The organism is Streptomyces sp. NPDC096048, assembly GCF_044763415.1.
Classification (GTDB): Bacteria; Actinomycetota; Actinomycetes; order Streptomycetales; family Streptomycetaceae; genus Streptomyces.
On record NZ_JBIWGG010000008.1, the window covers coordinates 485,979 to 504,632 of the forward strand.

The 18,654-nt window shown below is 71.0% G+C and carries 15 protein-coding genes and 2 pseudogenes; 14 read left to right on the forward strand and 3 right to left on the reverse strand.

The features are described from left to right. The first annotated feature begins 1 nt into the window (after position 1). From ACIQ6R_RS24500 to ACIQ6R_RS24530, 7 genes and pseudogenes are all read left to right on the forward strand, one after another. On the forward strand, positions 2 to 934 hold the full coding sequence (locus ACIQ6R_RS24500; protein ID WP_404223395.1) for a VOC family protein: 933 nt from the start codon (positions 2 to 4) through the stop codon (positions 932 to 934). A gap of 139 nt (positions 935 to 1,073) precedes the next feature. Then, positions 1,074 to 2,144, forward strand: a complete 1,071-nt coding sequence (locus tag ACIQ6R_RS24505; RefSeq protein WP_404223396.1) for an MBL fold metallo-hydrolase — start codon at positions 1,074 to 1,076, stop codon at positions 2,142 to 2,144. A 23-nt stretch (positions 2,145 to 2,167) separates the two neighbouring features. Further along, positions 2,168 to 3,139 carry a fumarylacetoacetate hydrolase family protein gene (locus ACIQ6R_RS24510; RefSeq protein ID WP_404223399.1) on the forward strand — a complete coding sequence of 324 codons (972 nt, stop codon included), beginning with the start codon at positions 2,168 to 2,170 and terminating at the stop codon, positions 3,137 to 3,139. Continuing rightward, positions 3,136 to 3,273 (forward strand): annotated as a pseudogene (locus ACIQ6R_RS24515) (3-oxoacyl-ACP reductase); the annotation flags it as partial. The gene ACIQ6R_RS24510 and the pseudogene ACIQ6R_RS24515, both read left to right, overlap by 4 nt. Next, positions 3,216 to 3,572 (forward strand): annotated as a pseudogene (locus tag ACIQ6R_RS24520) (CoA-transferase); the annotation flags it as partial. The pseudogenes ACIQ6R_RS24515 and ACIQ6R_RS24520, both read left to right, overlap by 58 nt. A 467-nt stretch (positions 3,573 to 4,039) precedes the next feature. Then, a complete protein-coding gene (locus ACIQ6R_RS24525) occupies positions 4,040 to 9,208 on the forward strand; it encodes a DUF6531 domain-containing protein (RefSeq protein ID WP_404223401.1) in 5,169 nt (1,722 codons plus the stop codon). Between the two features lie 143 nt (positions 9,209 to 9,351). Beyond that, positions 9,352 to 9,756, forward strand: a complete 405-nt coding sequence (locus tag ACIQ6R_RS24530; protein ID WP_404223403.1) for a hypothetical protein — start codon at positions 9,352 to 9,354, stop codon at positions 9,754 to 9,756. A gap of 255 nt (positions 9,757 to 10,011) precedes the next feature. Here the strand turns inward: ACIQ6R_RS24530 and ACIQ6R_RS24535 are convergent, their stop codons facing one another. The 3 genes from ACIQ6R_RS24535 to ACIQ6R_RS24545 are packed head-to-tail and all read right to left on the reverse strand — an operon-like array spanning position 10,012 to position 12,131. Continuing rightward, positions 10,012 to 10,470 carry a cupin domain-containing protein gene (locus tag ACIQ6R_RS24535; protein ID WP_404223404.1) on the reverse strand — a complete coding sequence of 153 codons (459 nt, stop codon included), beginning with the start codon at positions 10,468 to 10,470 and terminating at the stop codon, positions 10,012 to 10,014. 21 nt (positions 10,471 to 10,491) lie between these two features. Further along, entirely contained in the window at positions 10,492 to 10,779 is a 288-nt protein-coding gene (locus tag ACIQ6R_RS24540; RefSeq protein ID WP_404223406.1) for an aldehyde dehydrogenase family protein, read from the reverse strand. 56 nt (positions 10,780 to 10,835) lie between these two features. Further along, positions 10,836 to 12,131, reverse strand: a complete 1,296-nt coding sequence (locus ACIQ6R_RS24545) for a CitMHS family transporter (protein WP_404223408.1) — start codon at positions 12,129 to 12,131, stop codon at positions 10,836 to 10,838. 293 nt (positions 12,132 to 12,424) lie between these two features. Here ACIQ6R_RS24545 and ACIQ6R_RS24550 point away from each other — a divergent pair, with 293 nt between their 5' ends. From ACIQ6R_RS24550 to rraA, 7 genes are all read left to right on the forward strand, one after another. Then, positions 12,425 to 13,138: a FadR/GntR family transcriptional regulator gene (locus tag ACIQ6R_RS24550; protein ID WP_404171702.1), complete on the forward strand. Its 714-nt coding sequence runs from the start codon at positions 12,425 to 12,427 to the stop codon at positions 13,136 to 13,138. Between the two features lie 240 nt (positions 13,139 to 13,378). Further along, complete coding sequence (locus tag ACIQ6R_RS24555; RefSeq protein WP_404223410.1) at positions 13,379 to 14,071, forward strand: aspartate/glutamate racemase family protein; 693 nt, start codon at positions 13,379 to 13,381, stop codon at positions 14,069 to 14,071. Continuing rightward, positions 14,068 to 14,904, forward strand: coding sequence for a sugar phosphate isomerase/epimerase family protein (locus ACIQ6R_RS24560; RefSeq protein ID WP_404223412.1), 837 nt, complete (start codon positions 14,068 to 14,070; stop codon positions 14,902 to 14,904). The genes ACIQ6R_RS24555 and ACIQ6R_RS24560 overlap by 4 nt, the downstream gene beginning before the upstream one ends. Positions 14,905 to 14,941: 37 nt before the next feature. Next, positions 14,942 to 16,021: an isocitrate/isopropylmalate dehydrogenase family protein gene (locus tag ACIQ6R_RS24565; RefSeq protein WP_404223415.1), complete on the forward strand. Its 1,080-nt coding sequence runs from the start codon at positions 14,942 to 14,944 to the stop codon at positions 16,019 to 16,021. A gap of 90 nt (positions 16,022 to 16,111) precedes the next feature. Beyond that, positions 16,112 to 17,374 (forward strand): 3-oxo-tetronate kinase, encoded by a 1,263-nt coding sequence (otnK, locus tag ACIQ6R_RS24570; RefSeq protein ID WP_404223416.1) that lies wholly within the window; start codon positions 16,112 to 16,114, stop codon positions 17,372 to 17,374. Next, positions 17,371 to 18,015: a 3-oxo-tetronate 4-phosphate decarboxylase gene (otnC, locus tag ACIQ6R_RS24575; protein WP_404223418.1), complete on the forward strand. Its 645-nt coding sequence runs from the start codon at positions 17,371 to 17,373 to the stop codon at positions 18,013 to 18,015. The genes otnK and otnC overlap by 4 nt, the downstream gene beginning before the upstream one ends. A 49-nt stretch (positions 18,016 to 18,064) precedes the next feature. Continuing rightward, complete coding sequence (gene rraA, locus ACIQ6R_RS24580) at positions 18,065 to 18,556, forward strand: ribonuclease E activity regulator RraA (RefSeq protein ID WP_404223420.1); 492 nt, start codon at positions 18,065 to 18,067, stop codon at positions 18,554 to 18,556. Positions 18,557 to 18,654: the final 98 nt, after the last annotated feature.

Consider the following 18,654-nt stretch of genomic DNA (forward strand, 5'->3'; position numbering starts at 1 on the left):
CATGCGCCTGCTCACCCACCTGCGGCACGTCGACCTCGCCGTGCCCGACTACGACAAGCAGCTCGACTTCTACGCCGGCGTCTGGGGCCTGACCAAGGTCGCCGAGGACTCCGGCATCTCCTTCCTGGCCGCCGAGGGCTCCCCCGAGCAGTACGTCGTCCGGCTGCGCAGGGCCGAGGAGAAGCGCCTCGACCTCGTCTCCTACGGCGCCGCGAACGCGGCCGACGTCGACACCCTCGCCGAGCGACTGCTCGCGGGCGGCGTGCAGCTGATCTCCCGGCCGGGCAAGGTCGACACCCCGGGCGGCGGGTACGGCTTCCGGTTCTTCGACGTCGACGGCCGCACCATCGAGGTCTCGGCCGACGTCGAGGTCAGGCAGCACCGCAGGATCGAGGAGAAGGAGTCCATCCCGGTCAAGCTCTCCCACGTCGTCCTCAACTCCCCCGACCTGAACCACACCCGGGAGTGGTACGAGCGCCACCTCGGCTTCGCCCTCTCCGACACACTCAGCTCGCCGCACATGGGCGAGGTCATGCACTTCATGCGCATCAGCAGCCAGCACCACTCCATGGCCCTCGCGAAGGGCCCGCACACCGCCCTGCACCACATCTCCTTCGAGATGCGCGGCATCGACGAGTACATGCGCGGCTCCGGGCGCGTCATCCGGGCCGGGTTCAAGAAGATCTGGGGCCCCGGACGGCACATGGCGGGCGACAACACCTTCACCTACTTCCTCGACCCGCACGGCAACACCGTGGAGTACACCACCGAGCTGGAGAACCTGGACGAGGACACCTGGCACCCCCACGTCTACGACTTCTCCCAGCCCGAGGTCACCGACCAGTGGGGCACCGCCAACCCCATGAACGAACTCGTCGCCAAGGAGTCCTTCAACGACCCCGACCGCGGCGTCTTCGTCGCCCCGCCGGTCTGATCCCGCACCCCGTACGCCGGGGACGCGGCGGCGGCGTCCACGCCCTGACTCCCGCCGCCGCGCCCCCGGCCCCGCTCGCCCTCCTTCCTCCCCCCCCCCACGGCTCCCGCATCAACGACGATCGAAGGAACCGCCCCCGATGACCCCTCGCACGATGTTCCCGCTGTCCCGTCGCGGCCTGCTGGCCGGCGGCGCCGCCGCCACCGCTCTCGCCGTCACCCCGCAGGCCGCCGCCGCGCCCCGCGCCGAGCCGCGGGACACGTCCCGGCCGGGCAAGGGCACAGTCGTGCACCTGCTGGGCACGGCGGGCGGCCCCCCGCCGTACGGCGAGCGCATGGGCATCGCCTCCGCCGTGACCGTCGGCACCGACACCTACCTGGTGGACTGCGGCCGGGGCGCCGTGACCCAGTACCTGCGGGCGGAACTGTCGATGCCGTCGCTCAGGGGAATCTTCCTCACCCACCTGCACGCCGACCACATCGTCGACTACTTCGACTTCCCGCTGCTGTGCGCCGGCGTCATGCCGCCCCAGCCGGGGTTCGGCGGCACGGTGCGGGTGTGGGGCCCTGGACCGAGCGACACGATCACCTCAGGTCCCGTCACCCCCGAGCAGCCCGCGCCCGGCATCGTCGAGACCACCCGGCGTGCGAACGCCACCTTCGCCGCCTCCACCAACGCCTTCGTCGCCGGGGGCTTCGGCATCGACCCCGTGTCCATGCTCGACGTGACCGAGCTGTCGGCACGGCACGGCACGGTGGTGACCGTCCTGGACACCGCCACCGTGAAGGTGACGGCGACCCGGGTCCCGCACGGCAACATGTCCCCCTCATACGCCTACCGGTTCGACACCGCGGACGGTTCCGTCGTCTTCTCCGGCGACACCAGCCGCAGCGACGACCTGATCGCGCTGGCCCGCGGCTGCGACCTGCTGGTCCACGAGGCCGTCGACGCCGCGTGGTTCGAGGGGCAGGGCATGCCCGCTCCCCTCGTCGACCACATGCGCGAGGTGCACACCGACGTCGCCGAGGTGGGCGGCATCGCCGCCGCCGCGGGGGCACGCCAGGTGCTCCTCAGCCACCTCGCACCGGCCGACCCGGCCCAGTTCTCCGACCGCGAGTGGGGCGCGGCGGCCCGCGCCTCCGCCCGGGCGGCCGGCTACCGGGGCCGCGTCACCGTGGGTCACGACCTCATGCGCATCCCCCTCTCCTGATCACACTCCGCTGGAGCCGCACCATGCGTTTCGCCGCATACGAACACCGACACCACCACCGGGCGGCGGTCGTGGAAGAGGACGGCACCCTCTTCCCCCTGCCGGGCGTCACCTCGCTCACCGCACTGATCCAGCGGACCGACGGGCTCCCCGGGTTGCTCACCGCCGGCGCCGCGGCCCTGGACGTACCCCCCGGCCCGCACGTCTCCCAGGTCCGGCTGCTGCCTCCACTGCGGCCCACGTCCGTGCGGGACTTCGTGACCTTCGAAGAGCACGTGGAAGGGGTGCGCAGGTCCGTCGACGGCGTCGCCGGAGTCCCCGAGCAGTGGTACGCGGCACCGACCTTCTACTTCACCAATCCGCACGCGATCTACGGCCCCGGGGACGGCGTCCCCGTACCCCCCGGTTCGGCCGCAGTCGACTTCGAACTCGAAGTGGGCGCCGTGGTCGGCCGGGAGGGCCGCGACCTCACCGCCGAACAGGCCCGCGACCACATCGTCGGCTACACCGTCTTCAACGACTGGTCCGCGCGGGACCTCCAGGGCGCGGAGATGAAGGTGGGCCTCGGCCCGTGCAAGGGCAAGGACACCGCCACCACCCTCGGTCCGTACCTGGTCACCTCGGACGAGCTGGAGCCGTACCGGGACGCCGAAGGCTTCCTGCGCCTGGCCCTGACCGCCGAGGTCAACGGCGAGAAGGTCGGCGAGGACCTGCTGTCCAACATGAGCTGGACCTTCGAGGAGATGACCGCCTACGCCTCCCGCGGCACCCGCGTCGTCCCCGGCGACATCCTCGGCTCCGGAACCTGCGGCAACGGCGGCTGCCTCGCCGAACTCTGGGGACGGCGCGGCGAGCAGACCCCGCCGCCCCTGAAGCCCGGCGACACCGTCGCCCTCACCGTCGAGGGCATCGGCACCCTCACCAACACCATCGTCCCCGGCGTCGAGCCCGTCCCCCTCCCCACAGGCCGGCGCCGCTCCCGGAAGCGGCCGTGACCGACCTGCACCCCAAGAGGCTGCTCGGCAAGGGCGTCGTCGTCACCGGCGCAGCCCGCGGGCAGGGCGCCGCCGAGGCCGAGGCCCTCACCCGCAAGGGCGCCCGCGTCATCGCCACCGACGCCACGCGGGCAAGGAAACGGTCACCGTCCTGGCCGGCGCATCCTTCTTCGACTCCGCGCTCTCCTTCGGCATGATCCGCGGCGGCCACATCGACACCGCCAAGGACGGCGCCCCCAAGCTCCTCGACGAATGCACCCTCCCCCTCACCGGCGAACAGTGCGTCCACCGGATCATCACCGACCTCGGCGTCCTCGACGTCACCCCCCAGGGCCTGGCCCTGGTCGAAACCGCTCCCGGCGTCACCGTCGAGGACATCACCGCCCGCACCAGCACCGCCCTGGAGGTGGACAGCGTCTCCGCCGCGTGCTGACCGGCGGCCGAGGGACTTCGTCCACGAACCATGGACACGGGGGAAACACTCTCCTGGCTCTCCGTCAAAGGTCCGTTCACCCGCACCACCTCGCGCTTCGGATCACCTTCGCGCCATATCGAGTGGCCAAGCGGAGCCCTTCGGCCCCTCAGCCAGTGCACTCATGGCCAAGGCGAGTGGGGGTCCTCGTCGGGTTTCGGCCCCGCTTCCCACGGCACGTTAGTTCGATGGCTTGCCTGATCATGCATCACCGCGACCTCTCTTCACTCCTGACTCACAGGTGATGCACTGTGCGCACACAAGCGCGAAGACTCGTCACGGTCGTTCTGGCCCTGGCTCTGCTGGCCATAGCAGGTGTCGCCCCTTCCTGGGCGTCGCCAGGGGACGGGCCTCGCCCCGCAGGCACCGCGGCCATCGCACAGGCGCGGGCCCGCACAGCCGCGGACCTGCCCAGGCCCCCCAAGCCGATGACGCTGGCCGAGCGCCGCGAGCAGGTCGACGAGGACCGGCACGAACGGGCTCCGATGCGCGACTACATGAACGCGCCGGAGCGGGCGCCCAAGGGCAAGCCCCACAGCCGACCGGACGCAGACCGCGTCGAACGCGGTCCCGCAGCCGAGTCGAAGGTGGCTTTGCGGCCTCTCGCGGCGGCGGCCGAGAACCCGACCTGGGTGTCGTCGTGGGCCACCGCGTACCCGGGCATGCTGTCGATCGGCGGGCAGGTGAAGTTGCCCAAGCGGGGGGACTCGTACACCGGCATGTGGCTGTACGTCCTGGACGAGGGCGGCTCCCCGGTCGTCCAGCAGGAGATCAAGAAGTCCACGGACGACCCCGGCGGCGCCACCCCCGACACCGGGGCCTGGTGCTACGACTGGTGGCCGAGCAACTCCTACCCCACCGACCAGTGTTTCTGGTGGGCCGGCAGCGCGCTGGGCGGAATCCTCCAGGACGGCAAGAAGTACTACGCCTGGGTCTTCCTCAACAGCGCCGACGGGACGTCGAGTCCTGGCGGCACCACCTCGCCGCTGGTGGAGGCGTTCTACACTCCGGTGATTCCTGGAGCGCAGGCGGGCATCTGCACCTGCTACGCACAGGCGCACCGTGCAGACCCGGTCAACACGGCCACCGGCATGTTCTTCGAACAGCTCACCGACGCCACCTTGGTGAGCCCCGGTGTGCCTCTGGCTCTGGAGCGCACCTACCGCTCCGATGCGAGCGCCGTCGGCCTGCTGGGGCGCGGCTGGGCGACGCCGTTCGACGCGAAGCTGACACTCGCGACAGGGAAGGCGACCTATCGGACGGACGACGGGGCGTCGTTCGTCTTCACCCGGAACAGTGACGGCACCTACACCGCCCCGGCGGGTTCCGGGGCCAAGCTGGTCAAGGGCGCGAGCACCTACACGATCACCACGTCGGACCACACCAAGCGGACGTTCGACAGCAGCGGCCGGCTCACTTCCGTGGCCGACAGAGCCGGCCAGGGTCTGAGCCTGACGTACGCGTCGGGCGCGCTCGCCTCCGTCGAGGACGCCGCCGGGCGCACCACCACCTTCACGCCCGGTGCCGACGGACTGCTGTCCGAGGTGGGCCTGCCGGACGGCACGTCCGTGTCGTACGGCTACACCGGCGGTCTGCTGACGTCGGTGACCGACCCGGCCGGCCGGACGTCGTCGTACGCCTACGACGCGAACAAGCGACTGTCCTCCTACACGGACCCGGCGGGCGGCAAGGTCACCAACGTCTACGACACCGCGGGCCGTATCAAGTCCCAGACGGACCAGAACGGCAAGACCACGACGTTCACCTGGGACGGCAAGAGCGAGTCGCACACCACAGCGCCCGACGGTGGCGTGTGGACCGACGTGTACGCCGGCAACGTCCTGATGGAGACCATCGACCCGTACGGCAAGAGCATCGCCTACGACTACGACCGTGATCTGCGGCCCGTCGCCATCACCGACCAGCGCGGCAACACCACGGAGATGACGTACGACAGCGCCGGGCGGATGCTCACCCGCAGCGCCCCGTCCGCGCTCGGCTACGTGGAGAGCTGGACCTACGACGGTGCGGGCAACATCACCAGTCACACCGACGGCCGCAAGAACAAGACGACGTACACCTACAACACGTCGAACCAACTGACGTCCACCACGGACCCGTCGGGCGGTAGGACCACTTACACGTACACCCCGCTCGGTCCGCTGGAGACCGTGACGACGCCGCGCGGGAAGGTCACCACCTACGGCTACGACGCCGCCGGCAACCGGACCTCGGTCACCACGCCGCTGGGTGAGAAGACGACGTTCACCTACGACAAGGCCGGCCGGATCCTGACGAAGACGGACCCGCGCGGCAACGTCACCGGCGCCGACCCTGCCGACCACACCACGACGTACGCCTACGACGGCCGCGGGCTGCTCACCTCGGCCACCGATCCACTGGGCCGCACCACGACCTACGAGTACAACGGCGCCGAGCAACTGACGTCGGCCAGGAACCCGGCGGGCGACACCGCCACGTTCGCCTACGACGACGCCGGGCACCTGACCCGGACCACCGACCCGTCCGGCGACTCCGTCAGCCGCACCTACGACGCGAGTGGACGCCTGGCCTCCGAGACCGATGCGACGGGCGGCAAGACCACCTACACCTACGACAAGGTGGGCCGCCTGCTGAGCAGCGTCTCGCCACGCGGCAACGTCTTTGGCGCCGACCCGGCCGCCCACACCACGAGTTACGCCTACGACGCGGCAGGCAACACCACGAAGGTCACCGGCCCGACCGGCGCGTCCACCAGCACGACCTACGACGCGATCAACCGGCCCCTCGTCGCCACCGACCCGCTGGGCCACACCACCAGTTACACCTACGACGCCAACGACAACGTCACCAGACTCACCGACGCCGCAGGCAAGACGGTCACCTCCGGCTACGACAAGAACAACCGGCTGACCAGCAGCACCAATCAGCTGGGCAAGACCACCCTCTACGCCTACGACGCCGACGGCAACCTGCTCAGCCGCACCTCCCCGCTCGGCCACAAGGAGAGCTGGACCTACGACGACGACGGCCGCCAGGCCACCGCGGTCGACCCGCGCGGCAACGCCGCCGGCGCCGACCCGACCCCGTACACGACCACCTACGGCTACGACCCGGCCGGAAACCCGACCACTGTCACCGACCCGCTGGGCGGCGTGACCACCACCGCCTACGACGCGGTGAACAACGTGGTCAAGCGGACGGACGCCGACAAGCGCGCCACCGTCTACGGCTACGACAAGCTGGACCGGCTGACCGAGGTCACCGCCGCGGACGGTGCGGTGACCACGTACGGCCACGACACGGCCGGCAACATCACCGAGCGCACCGACGCCAACGGCCACGTCACCACGTACGGCTACGACGCGGCCCGCCGCCTCACCTCGGTCGCCGACCCGCTGAAGCGAGAGACCACCTACGCCTACGACGCCGCCGGCAACCTCACCAAGAAGACCACGCCCCGCGGATCCACCGGCTACACCTATGACCCGCGCGGCCTGCTCACCAAGATCGACTACTCCGACTCCACCCCCGACGCGACGTTCGGCTACGACGACGCCGGCCGCATGACCGCCCGCGCCAACTCCAAGATCTCCGAGGACTTCGTCTACGACGCGGTCGGCAACCTCACCAAGACCCGCGGTTTCGCCTACACCTACGACGCCGCCGGGCAGATGCTCACCCGCAAGTACTCCGACGGCAGCACGATCACTTACACGTACGACAACGACGGCCGCACCGCCACCATGCTGGCCGACGGCAAGACCACCACCTACACCTGGGACCCGGCCGGCAACCTCACCAGGTCCGCGCTGCCCAACACCGAGACCGAGGAACGCACCTACGACCGGGCCGGCCGCCTCACCGCCGTCGCCTCCGCCAAGGCCGGCGCCACCGTCACCAGGACCGCCCTCGCCCTCTCCCCGGCGGGCCTGCCCACGCACATCGACATCACCCGCGCCAATGTCGGCGCGACCGGCTACGACCTCACCTACGACACCGCCGGCCGCCTCACCTCCGGCTGCTTCCCGCAGCCCTGGGTCGCCGGCTGCGCCACCAGCCGCACCACGTCCTACACCTACGACAAGGTCGGCAACCGCCTCACCTCCACCCTCGGCACCACCTCCACCAGCTACGCCTACGACGCGGCCGACCAGCTGACCTCCACCACCACCGGCACCACGACCACCGCCTACGACTACGACGCCGAAGGCAACCAGACCAAGAAGGGCGCCGACGCCTACACCTACGACCTGGCAGGACAGATCTCCGCCGCCACCGTCGCGGGCACCGCCTACACCTACGACCACGACGCCGGCGGCAACCAGGTCGCCACCCTCAAGGACGGAGCGGTCACCCACCGCACCCAGTGGGACCCCAACGCCCCCCTACCGATCCTGGCCACCGAATACGACAGCGCCTGGACCATCGAACAGTCCTTCCGCTACGACCCCCTCGGCCAGCCCACCTCTGCCAAGACCGGCACCGGTGCGCTCTTCTACTACCACCACGACACCCAGGGCTCCCCGGTCGACGTCACCAACAGCACCGGCACCCTCTACCAGCGCTGGGCCTACGACCCGTTCGGCACCCGGGTCCTGGGCACCGTCACCGGCGGCGCCCCCGCCAGTCCTCCCGCCTACACCGGCGCCCGCCACGAAACCACCACCGGCAACCTCGACCTCCACGCCCGCCAGTACAACACCACCACCGGCCGCTTCACCCGACCCGACCCGGCCGCCCGCTCCCGGACGGCCCCGTACATCTCGACCTACGCCTACGCCGACAACGTCCCCACCCTCCTGACCGACCCCAGCGGACTGACCCCCGACGACCCGAACGACGACCGCGTCGACAGTCTCGGCGAAGCCGCGGGCATCTTCGGGGACGCCTTCGTCGACGTCTTCAAGTCTCCCTTCGTCTTCGCCGGGGACCTGCACGACGCGTTCACCGGCGCGAACGGCGGCGCCGGGGCCTTCGTCGACAAGTACCTCCCTGTCCGCCCCGCCTACCGCCTCTACCGCGCCGAGTACATGCTCCGCCAGCAGGGCTGCGACGCCCTCGCCGACCTGTACGCCGAGGCCGCCGAGGAACTCACCCAGCAGGTTGTCCTCGTCGGGGTCGGCGGACTGACCGGGTGGCGCAAGGCCGCGGCTTCTCCTCATGGTGCGGCCGGAGCGACCGTTATGGGAGTTCCGCCTGCCGCGTCCTTCACCTGGGCCGGCGGAAGTGTCCGCTACACGAGGACCGCCACAGCGGTCGGCGACGATGCGAACACGATTCAGAATCTGCTGCGATCGAAGGAAAATTACGGCCATGACGTCATCGTTCACGGTAACGAGCAGGGTGACTTCATCGTCGACGGCAAGATAACGCACCCCCAGCAAATCGCTGATCTGGTCAGAGAGAATCCGTACTACGACGGCGGTCCCGTCCAACTGGTGACCTGCCACGGCGCGTGCAAGGCCGCGGACGAACTTTCCGACGCGCTCGGTGGCGTGGAAGTGAGGAACGCGAGCGGCCATCAGGTGGACCTCGATCCACGAACCGGCAGAGTCCGCGAGTGGCCTGAGGGCAGCCTGGGCGACCCGAAGTGAACCGGCCCGGAACAGCCCGACCGTAGCCCGGCGGGGGCGCCCGGAACCGCGTTCCGGGCGCCCCCGCGTGCGCTAGCGTGACCACATCCACATATCCACCTCCACGTCCACCGCCGCCAACAGTCCGACCAGGAGGACATCGCATGCGTCAAGTCACCCCCCTCGGCTTGTTCGGCAGCTTCTCCGGCCAGTCCCGCTTCAGCCGCAACGCGGAGGAGATCAAGGCACTCTCCGGTCAGATACCCATCGACGAACGCGTACGTGTAGCGGAATATCTGAGAGCGGCACCCGTGATCATCGCCCTCATGGGACACACGGAGGATGTCGTGGATCAGAAGTTCTCGGTCATGGGCGGATCAGCCCTTCACAGTGACGGCACCTATTACTGGCGTCGCGACACAGCCGAGTACGTGGAGACGTACGGCACGCGGCTTCCTTCCGCGTTCATGGAACACGGCGCGAGAACGGATTGGCACGCACCCTCCCTCACAGACGAAGAGATCATGGATATCGACGACTTCTTCATGTCTCTCCGCGCACAGGGCTGAGCAGCCGAATCACCCGATCCTGAACCAGAAGGGCAGCGGTCAGAGACCACCTCGGCCGAAGACCGCCGCTTCCCGCCCCCACATGACCGGCCCCACCGCGGGCGAGCACCTCTCGCACGGACGAGTGGGCAAGGTGCGATCGCAAATCGCAGTAGGCCTGGGTGCATGGGTCGTGGCGCAGGCGGGTGCATTCGACCTGCGGCGGAGCCGCGAAGTGCGGTCCGGCCACGGCCCGCCAGCGGGCGAAGCCTGGTGTCAGTCGCGGCCTGCGGCGGGGGCCTTGGCGTGCTCGGCGTCGACCCGCGCCGTGACACCCGTCTCGACGAGGGTCCGGGTGGCGTCGACCGACGCGTAGATCCACAGGATGCGCATCGGCTCGGTGGCGGAGGCGTTGCGGAACCGGTGGGGCATGCCCGCGGGGACGTAGGTGGTGTCGAAGCGGGTGACGTGGTGTTCGGTGCCGTCGATCTCCACGATGGCGTCGCCTTCGAGGATGGTGACGCTCTCGGGGCAGTTGTGGGTGTGCGGGGCGATGCCGGCGCCGCCGTCGAAGAGGGTCTGGCCGGTGAGGAAGACCTCGGCGCCAACGGCCCGGGTGACCAGCGGGATGGTGCGGGCGCCGCCGCCGCGGCTGAAGGAGGCCAGCTCGGCCGGGCGCAGGACCGCGGGCTCGAAGGAACCGAAGCAGGGCTCGTCGCTGTCGTGGTGGGGCATGGCGTTCTCCAGTGGGGATGGTCAGACGTCCGGGCCGGCCCGGACGGTCTTGGTGTTGACGGACTCGCGGACGCCCTCGGCGCCGAGTTCCCGGCCGTAGCCGCACTTCTTGATGCCGCCGAAGGGCAGGCGCGGGTCGGGGGCGACCATGCCGTTGACGCACACGGCGCCGGCGTCGAGGACGCGGGACAGGCGGCGGGCAGGCCGTCGGGGGTGACCGGCGCCATCACGGTCGCCCCGACGCCCGAAGCCGCGGCGACGAACCGTCGGGCCCCTGCCCCGGCGCGGCACGAGCCCGGTGGACCGCACCGATAGGGGGTGCGGCCCACCGGGGCCGAGGAGAACCGCGAGGCACAGCGAGCGGCTCAGGTGACGCTGATGGCGCCGGTGACGACGGCGAAGAGGATGTAGGCGGCGGACACGAGGACGCCCCAGCGCAGGGCGTGCCGCTGGAAGTCGCCCAGCTCGGCCTTGACCAGTCCGAGGAGGACCCAGAGCGGGGCGCTGGTGGGGCCCATCATGTGGAGGATCTGGCCGATGGCCCCGGCGCGCGCGATCTCGTTGGCGGGGATGCCGTAGTGCGCGGCGGACTCCGCGAGTACGGGGACGACGCCGAACCAGTAGGCGTCGTTGGACATGAAGAAGCCGAGCGGCAGGGCGAGGACCGCGGTGAACAGCGGGATGATGTTGCCCCAGCCCTCGGGGACGATGGCGAGGGCCGCGTCGGCCATGGCCTTGATCATGCCGGAGTCGGTCATGATGCCGGTGAAGACGCCGGCGGCCAGGACCAGGATCATCACCGGGACGGCGTTGGCGGCCTGGCGCTTGATGAGTTCCTGCTGGTCACCGATGGCGCGGATGTTGACGAGCAGGGCGATGACGAACGCCACCATGAACAGTACGAGGAGATCGGCGACCTCCATGATGAGCAGGACCATCAGGAGCAGGGTGAGGGCGGCGTTGAACCACATGCGCCAGTCCGCCTTGACCGGTTCGAACGCCTCGCCGGAGGCGATCTCCAGCTTGTAGGCGGCGAGCTTCTCCCCGTCGATCTTGTGACGCTCGCGCAGACCGAGCCAGTAGGCGACGGCGATGATGGCCAGGCTGGTCAGCGCCATGGGGCCGATCATGTGGACGAAGTACTCGGTGGCGCTCAGGTGCAGGACGCTGATGCCGCGGGTCGCCGCGCCGCCCCAGGGAGTGGTGCCGGAGATGGTGCCCAGCGCCATGGCCGCCAGCGTCGCCAGGATGAGGGGGTTCATGCCCAGGCGCCGGTAGATGGGCAGGAAGGCAGAGCAGACGATCATGTAACTGGTGGTGCCGTCGCCGTCGAGGGCGACCAGCAGGGAGAGCACCGCGGTGCCGACCACGATGCGAACCGGGTCGCCCTTGGAGGCACGGACGATCGCCTGGACGATCGGCTCGAAGAGTTTGACCTCCATCATCAGGCCGAAGTAGAGGACGGCGAACAGCAGCAGCGCCGCGGTGGGCGCGACGGTGTCCAGACCGTTCATGATCATGTCGCCGAGTTTCGCCCCCTTGCCCGCGACGAGGGCGGCGACGATCGGCGTGAGCATGATGGCGGTGAACGCGGAGAGGTATTTCCGCATCACGAGCAGCATGAAGCTGCCCAGGGTGGCGAAGCCGAGGACGGCGAGCATCGTTGCTCCTTGGTCGGTGCAGGACTGAGGGCCGCCGGTCGGACGGCGGCACAGAACGGCGCAGGGGTCAGTGCGTGTCGGTTCGGGTGACGACCGGCAGCGCACGCGTGGCCGTACTCGGCTCGTGCGTCGGGTCGGTCATGGTACGTGCGGCTCCTGTGCGGCGGGCTCGCCGGACGACGGGCGGGAAGAGGGCGAATCCGACTGCCCCCTCTTCCGGACAACCGGTTTACCGGATTGCCGGTAGGTAACTAGAATCCGGCCATCGCGTCAATACCGAAGTGAGGAAATCGATGGCCGAACTCGCCAGGATCACGGTCGAGCCGCGCGAGCCGCTGGCCGCCGAGGTCTCCCGCCGCCTGATCGACTACCTGATGTCCGGCGAGGTCCAGCCCGGCGACCGCATCCCCTCCGAGCGGCAGCTCACCGAGATGCTCGGGGTGAACCGGCCCACGGTCCGCGAGGCGATCAAGTCGCTCGGGTTCCTCGGCCTGCTGGAGATCCGGCAGTCCAGCGGGACGTACTTCCGCGGCACCGACTCCGACGTGCTCTACCGCCTGTTCGAGCTGGGGCTGGTCCTGGGCGAGCGGGGGGCCCGCGACATGGTGCAGGCCCGTGCCGAACTGGAGGTGATCGTCGCCGGCCTGGCCGCGCAGGCGCGCGACGAGGCGGGCGTCGAACTGCTGCGGGCCCGGCTGACGGCGATGCGGGAGTGCCCGGACGACGAGTTCCCCGAGGCGGACACCGCCTTCCACGCCGCCCTCGGCGAGCTGGCCGGCAACACGGTGCTGCGCGACATGCTCAAGGGCATGCGCGCGATGATCCAGCGCGGCTGGGTCGAGCGCACGGGCGCTGTACGGTCCCGCGAGGTGGCCTACGCCGACCACGTGCCGATCTACGAGGCGGTCGCGAACGGTGACGCCGAGGCCGCCCGCACGTCGATGGCCCGGCACATGGAGGGTGCGTCCCGTCGCCTGATGAAGGCCCTCGAACAGCGCGAGGCGTAGCGGGAGACCGCGGGCAGCCGGGCCGGTACCGGCGCCCGCGGGCTCCGCGTCGACTCAACCGGTTGACCGGTTGACCGGTTCGGCCTACAGTGACGGCACGGCACCGCGACACCACGCCGCCGTCCCCCATCTCGGGCCCGTGCCCCCCGCCGTCGGGAAACATGTCGTACGCCGGCCGGAGGCAGGCCCGCGGTCGGGACCCTTGCCGGTCCCCGCCTACCGGAAGAGGTAAGAACCCCGGTGATCGAACCCCGACCCCTGGTCGCCATGATTCACGCCGTGCCGACCGCGCACCGCATCGCCGAAGAGACGTTCGCGCGGGAGTTCCCCCAGGCCACGGTCTGGAACGTGCTGGACGACCGCCTCCTGGACGACGCCCGCCGCGTCGGCGGACTCACCGGCGCGCTGCGCCGGCGGATGCTCCGCCTGATCGGCAACGTGATGGACGGCGGCGCCCAGGCCCTGCTGCTGACCTGCTCCTCCTACGGCGAGGTCGTGGACACCGCCCGGACCCTGTGGAACGTGCCCGTCCTGAAGTCCGACGAGGCGATGTTCAAGGCCGCACTGGCCGGCCCGTACCGCCGTATCGCCGTCGTCGCCTCGACGCCGCCTGCCGTACCGGCGGCCGTCGCCCAGCTCGAAGCACTTGTCCCGGCCGTCCGCCCGGACCAGCCGGTCGACATCGTGACCGCCCTGAGCGAGGAGGCCGCCGGGGCCCGCCCCGAGGAGGCCGCCCGGCGCCTGGCGGGCGCCCTGCGCGCGGCCGGGGGCGCCGACGCCGACGCGGTGCTGCTGGCGCAGTACTCGCTCACCCCGGCCCGCGACGCCCTGGCCGACCTGCTGGGCGTGCCGGTCCTGGACGGCGCGGGCGCCGCCGCACGCGAACTGCGCAGCCTGCTCGCCCCGGCGGGAGCACCGGCGGTCGCGTCATGAGCACGGGGCTGCCGTGGCCGCTGGCCTACACCGTCTCCAGTGCCGACTGCCTCGCCCCCATGCCGCTCGGCCACTCGGCACCGCTCGCCGAGGCCGCCCGCCAACTGGCCGAACTGGGCTACGACGGTGTGGAGGTACAGGTCCGCGACACCAGCGCGCAGGACGCCGAGGCCCTCGCCCGGACCGTCGAGGCCGCCGGTCTGAAGGTCCTGGGCGTCGGCACCGGACCGGTCGCGGCCCAGGACCGGCTGACGCTGACCGACCCCTCCCCCGACGTCCGCCGCCACGCCCTGTCCCGTCTGCTGGGCGCGGCCCGTCTCGCCGGAGCCCTCGGGGTGCCGGTCACCCTCGGCCAGACCCGGGGCACCTTCCTGCCTGGCCTCGCGGACATGCAGCGGCTGTGGGCCGAACGGGCCGTGGCGCAACTGGCCGAGGAAGCCGCCACGCGCGGCAGCCGCCTGTCGCTGGAGCCCCAGTCGCGGGCCAACACCTCCCTGTGGCACACCCCTGCCGAAGCCCTCGCCGTCATCGACTCCCTCGACGTGCCGGCCGGGCTGGTGCTGGACACCCACCATCTCGATGTCGAGGGCGTCGACGTCGTCCAGGCCGTCACCGAGCACGCCGGGGTCACCGGCTGTCTGCAACTCGCCGCACCCGCCACCCGGGGCCCTCTGACCATCGGCGATCCCCGGCTCCCCGCCCTGTTCACCGCGCTGCGAGCCGGCGGTTTCACCGGCTGGCTGACTCTGGAGCACACCCAGGACGGTGACAGCCCGAAGGCCGCCGCCCGCTCCTGGACCGCGCTCAACGACGCCGCGACAGCACTTTCCTGACCCGCCCCACCCCCCTGTTCTGAGAGGAACCCGCACCATGAGCAGCAAGACCTACCGCCTCGGCGTCCTCGAAGGCGACGGCATCGGTCCCGAGATCGTCCCGTCGTCCGTCGAGATCGCCACCGCCGCCGCCGAGGCCGCCGGCGTCCAGGTCGACTGGGTGACCCTGCCGCTGGGCGCCTCCGCCATCGAGACCCACGGCACCCCCGTTCCCGAGGAGACCAAGGACGCCCTCGCCGGCCTGGACGGCTGGTACCTCGGCCCGCACGACTCCGTGAGCTACCCCGAGCCGCACAAGTCCGCCCTCAACCCCTCGGGCACCCTGCGCAAGCACTTCCAGCTCTTCGCCAACATCCGACCCGCCAAGTCCTTCCCCGGCGCGAAGGCCGTCTGCGACAACGCCGACCTGGTCATCGTCCGCGAGAACACCGAGGGCTTCTACGCCGACCGCAACACCTTCGCGGGCACCGGCGAGTTCATGCCCACCCCGGACACCGCGATCATGCTGGGCATCATCACCCGCGAGGCCACCGAGCGCGTCGCCCGCGTCGCCTTCGACCTGGCCCGCTCGCGCCGCAAGAAGCTCACCATCGTCCACAAGGCCAACGTCCTCAAGCTCACCACCGGCCTGTTCCGCACGGTGTGCCAGGAAGTGGCGAAGGACTACCCGGACGTCGCCGTGGACGACTTCCACATCGACGCCATGACCGTCCACCTGGTGCGCCGCGCCCAGGACTTCGACGTCATCGTCACCGAGAACATGTTCGGCGACATCCTCTCGGACCTGGCCGGCGAGATCTCCGGTTCGCTGGGCACCGCGCCGTCCATCAACTCCTCCGCCACCACCGCCATGGCCCAGGCGTCCCACGGCTCGGCCCCCGACATCGCCGGGCAGAACATCGCCAACCCGGTCGCCATGATCCTTTCCGGCGCCATGCTGTTCGAGTGGCTCGCCGCCAAGCACGGCGACGAGCAGCTCGCGGCCGTCGCCAAGATCATCGAGCGGGGTGTGGCCGACGCGATCGCCGCCGGAACCTCCACCCGCGACCTCGGCGGCTCGGCCTCCACCACCGAGTTCACCGCCGCCGTCATCAAGGCCATCGGCGCCGGCCGGTAGCAACCCCCGGTCGTCCGGGGCGGGTTCCCGCGCCGCCCGCCCCGGACCCCATGAGCCGCACGACGCACAGCCCGAGGAGAGAGCCCGACCATGACCCTGCGCATCGGCTGCATAGCCGACGACTTCACCGGCGGCACCGATGTCGCCGCCGCCTTCCGGCGTGCCGGCCTGCGCACCGCCCTGGTCTTCGGCGCCCCGGACGACACCACCACCCTGCCGGCGGACTGTGACGCGGCCGTGGTCGCCCTCAAGTCCCGCTCCACGCCTGCTGACCAGGCCGTCGCCGACTCCCGCACCGCCCAGCGGTGGCTGTGGGCCAAGGGGGCCGCACAGGTCTACTTCAAGTACTGCTCCACCTTCGACTCCACCCCGCAGGGCAACATCGGCCCGGTCGCCGACGCCCTCCTGGACGCCGCCGGCGGCGCCGTCACCGTGCACTGCCCGGCCTCCCCGCCCAACGGCCGCACGGTCTACCAGGGCCACCTGTTCGTCCACGACCAGCTGCTCTCCGACTCGCCCCTGCGCCACCACCCGCTCAACCCCATGACGGACTCCGCCCTGGTGCGCCTGCTGTCCGCGCAGACCCGCCACCCGGTGGGCCTGGTCGACTGGGCCACCGTGCGGCGCGGGGTCGAGGCCGTCCGCGAGGCGATCACGGCGCACCAGCAGGCCGGCGTCCGGCACGTCGTCGCCGACGCCCTCACCGACGAGGACCTCGCCGTGCTCGGTGCCGCCACGCTCGAACTGCCCGTCGTCGCCGGGGCCGCGGGCCTCGCCGAAGGACTCGGACACGCCTACCCCCTCACCGGACCGGCCGCCGCCGAACCGACGCCGTCCCGGGGGCGGGCCGCCGTCCTGGCCGGCAGCTGCTCCGCCCGCACCCTGGAGCAGATCGCCCAGTTCTACGCCGCCGGCCTGCCCTCCCTCCACCTCGACGTCCTCGCCGCCGCGTCCGGCCGCGACGTCACCGGCGAGGCACTGGCGTGGTACGACGCACAGGAGGCGGAGCTGCCCGTCCTGATCTACGCCTCCGCCTCTCCCGAAGAACTGGCCGCCGTGCAGGCCCAGTTGGGCGTCACGGAAGCAGCCGCGCAGGTCGAGGAACTCCTCGGCACCCTCGCCTCCCACCTCGTCGAGCGCGGCGTACGCCGACTCCTCGTCGCCGGCGGGGAGACGTCCGGCGCCGTCACCACGGCCCTCGGCGTCCGTGCGGTCCTGGTCGGCGAGGAGGCCGACCCCGGTGTGCCCTGGACGTACGCCACCACCGAGCACGGCGACCTCGCCCTCATGCTCAAGTCCGGCAACTTCGGCGCCCCCGACCTGTTCACCCGCGCCCTCACGGAGACCGAGTGACCGCCTACGCGGACGAGTCGGCCGCCCGCGCGCTCATCGTCCGCACCGCCCGCTCCCTGTTCACGCGCGGTCTGACCCACGGTTCGACCGGCAACCTGTCCGTCCGCCTGGCCGACGGCAGCCTGCTGCTCACACCCACCGGATCCAGTCTCGGCACCGTCGAGGAAGGCGACCTGTCGCGCACGGACCCGCAGGGCACGCACCTCGAAGGACCCCGGCCCACGAAGGAGGCGTTCCTGCACGCCGCCTTCTACCGCGCCCGGCCCGGCGCGCACGCGGTCGTCCACCTGCACTCCACCCACGCCGCCGCCGTCTCCTGCCTCGCCGACGTGGACCCGGCCGACGCGCTGCCCCCGCTCACCGCCTACTACGCCATGCGCGTGGGCACCCTCCCCCTCCTCCCCTACCACGCCCCCGGCGACAGCGGCCTGGAACCGCTCGCCGAGCGGACGGCCCGCACCCACCACGCCGTCCTCCTCGCCAACCACGGGCCCGTCATCGCCGGTTCCTCCCTGGAGCAGGCCGCCGACGCCATCGAGGAACTGGAGGAGACCGCCAAACTGCACCTCCTCCTGCGAGGACACGCCACCCGCCCCCTCACCCCCGAGCAGGCTGCCGCGCTCGCGCCCCCATCCCCCTGACGGCCGGATGAGCCGCGCGCGCGGCAGCCACCCAGCGAACAAGGAGCCCATGATGGTCACCCCCGTCCCCACCGCCGACCTCGTCGACCAGTACGGCACCGAACTGCGCGTCTGCGACCTGCCGTTCCGCCAGTTCGGCGCCCACCGGAGCTTCGCCGGCCCGGTCCGCACCGTCTCCTGCCACGAGGACAACGGTCTCCTGCGCGACCTCCTGCGCACTCCCGGCGAAGGCGCCGTGCTGGTCGTCGACGGAGGCGGCTCCCTGCGCACCGCCCTGGTCGGCGACCTCATCGCCGGAGCCGCCCAGGACAACGGCTGGGCCGGCCTCGTCCTGCACGGCGCCGTCCGCGACAGCGCCACACTCGCCGGACTCCGTCTCGGCATCAAGGCACAGGGCACCATTCCCCGCAAGAGCGCCAAGGACTCCGCCGGAGCCGTCGACGTCCCCCTCGTCCTCGGCGGCGTCACCTTCCACCCCGGCGACATCCTGCACGCCGACGACGACGGCATCGTCCTCCTCCCCGAGGGCACGGTGAACTGACCGGTGGTTCTGAAAACCTTCGGGTGGTCGTTCGCGGTCACCGCGCTCGGCCTGGTGGCCGCGGTCTTCTACGGGGGGTGGGCCGCCTTCGGCATCGT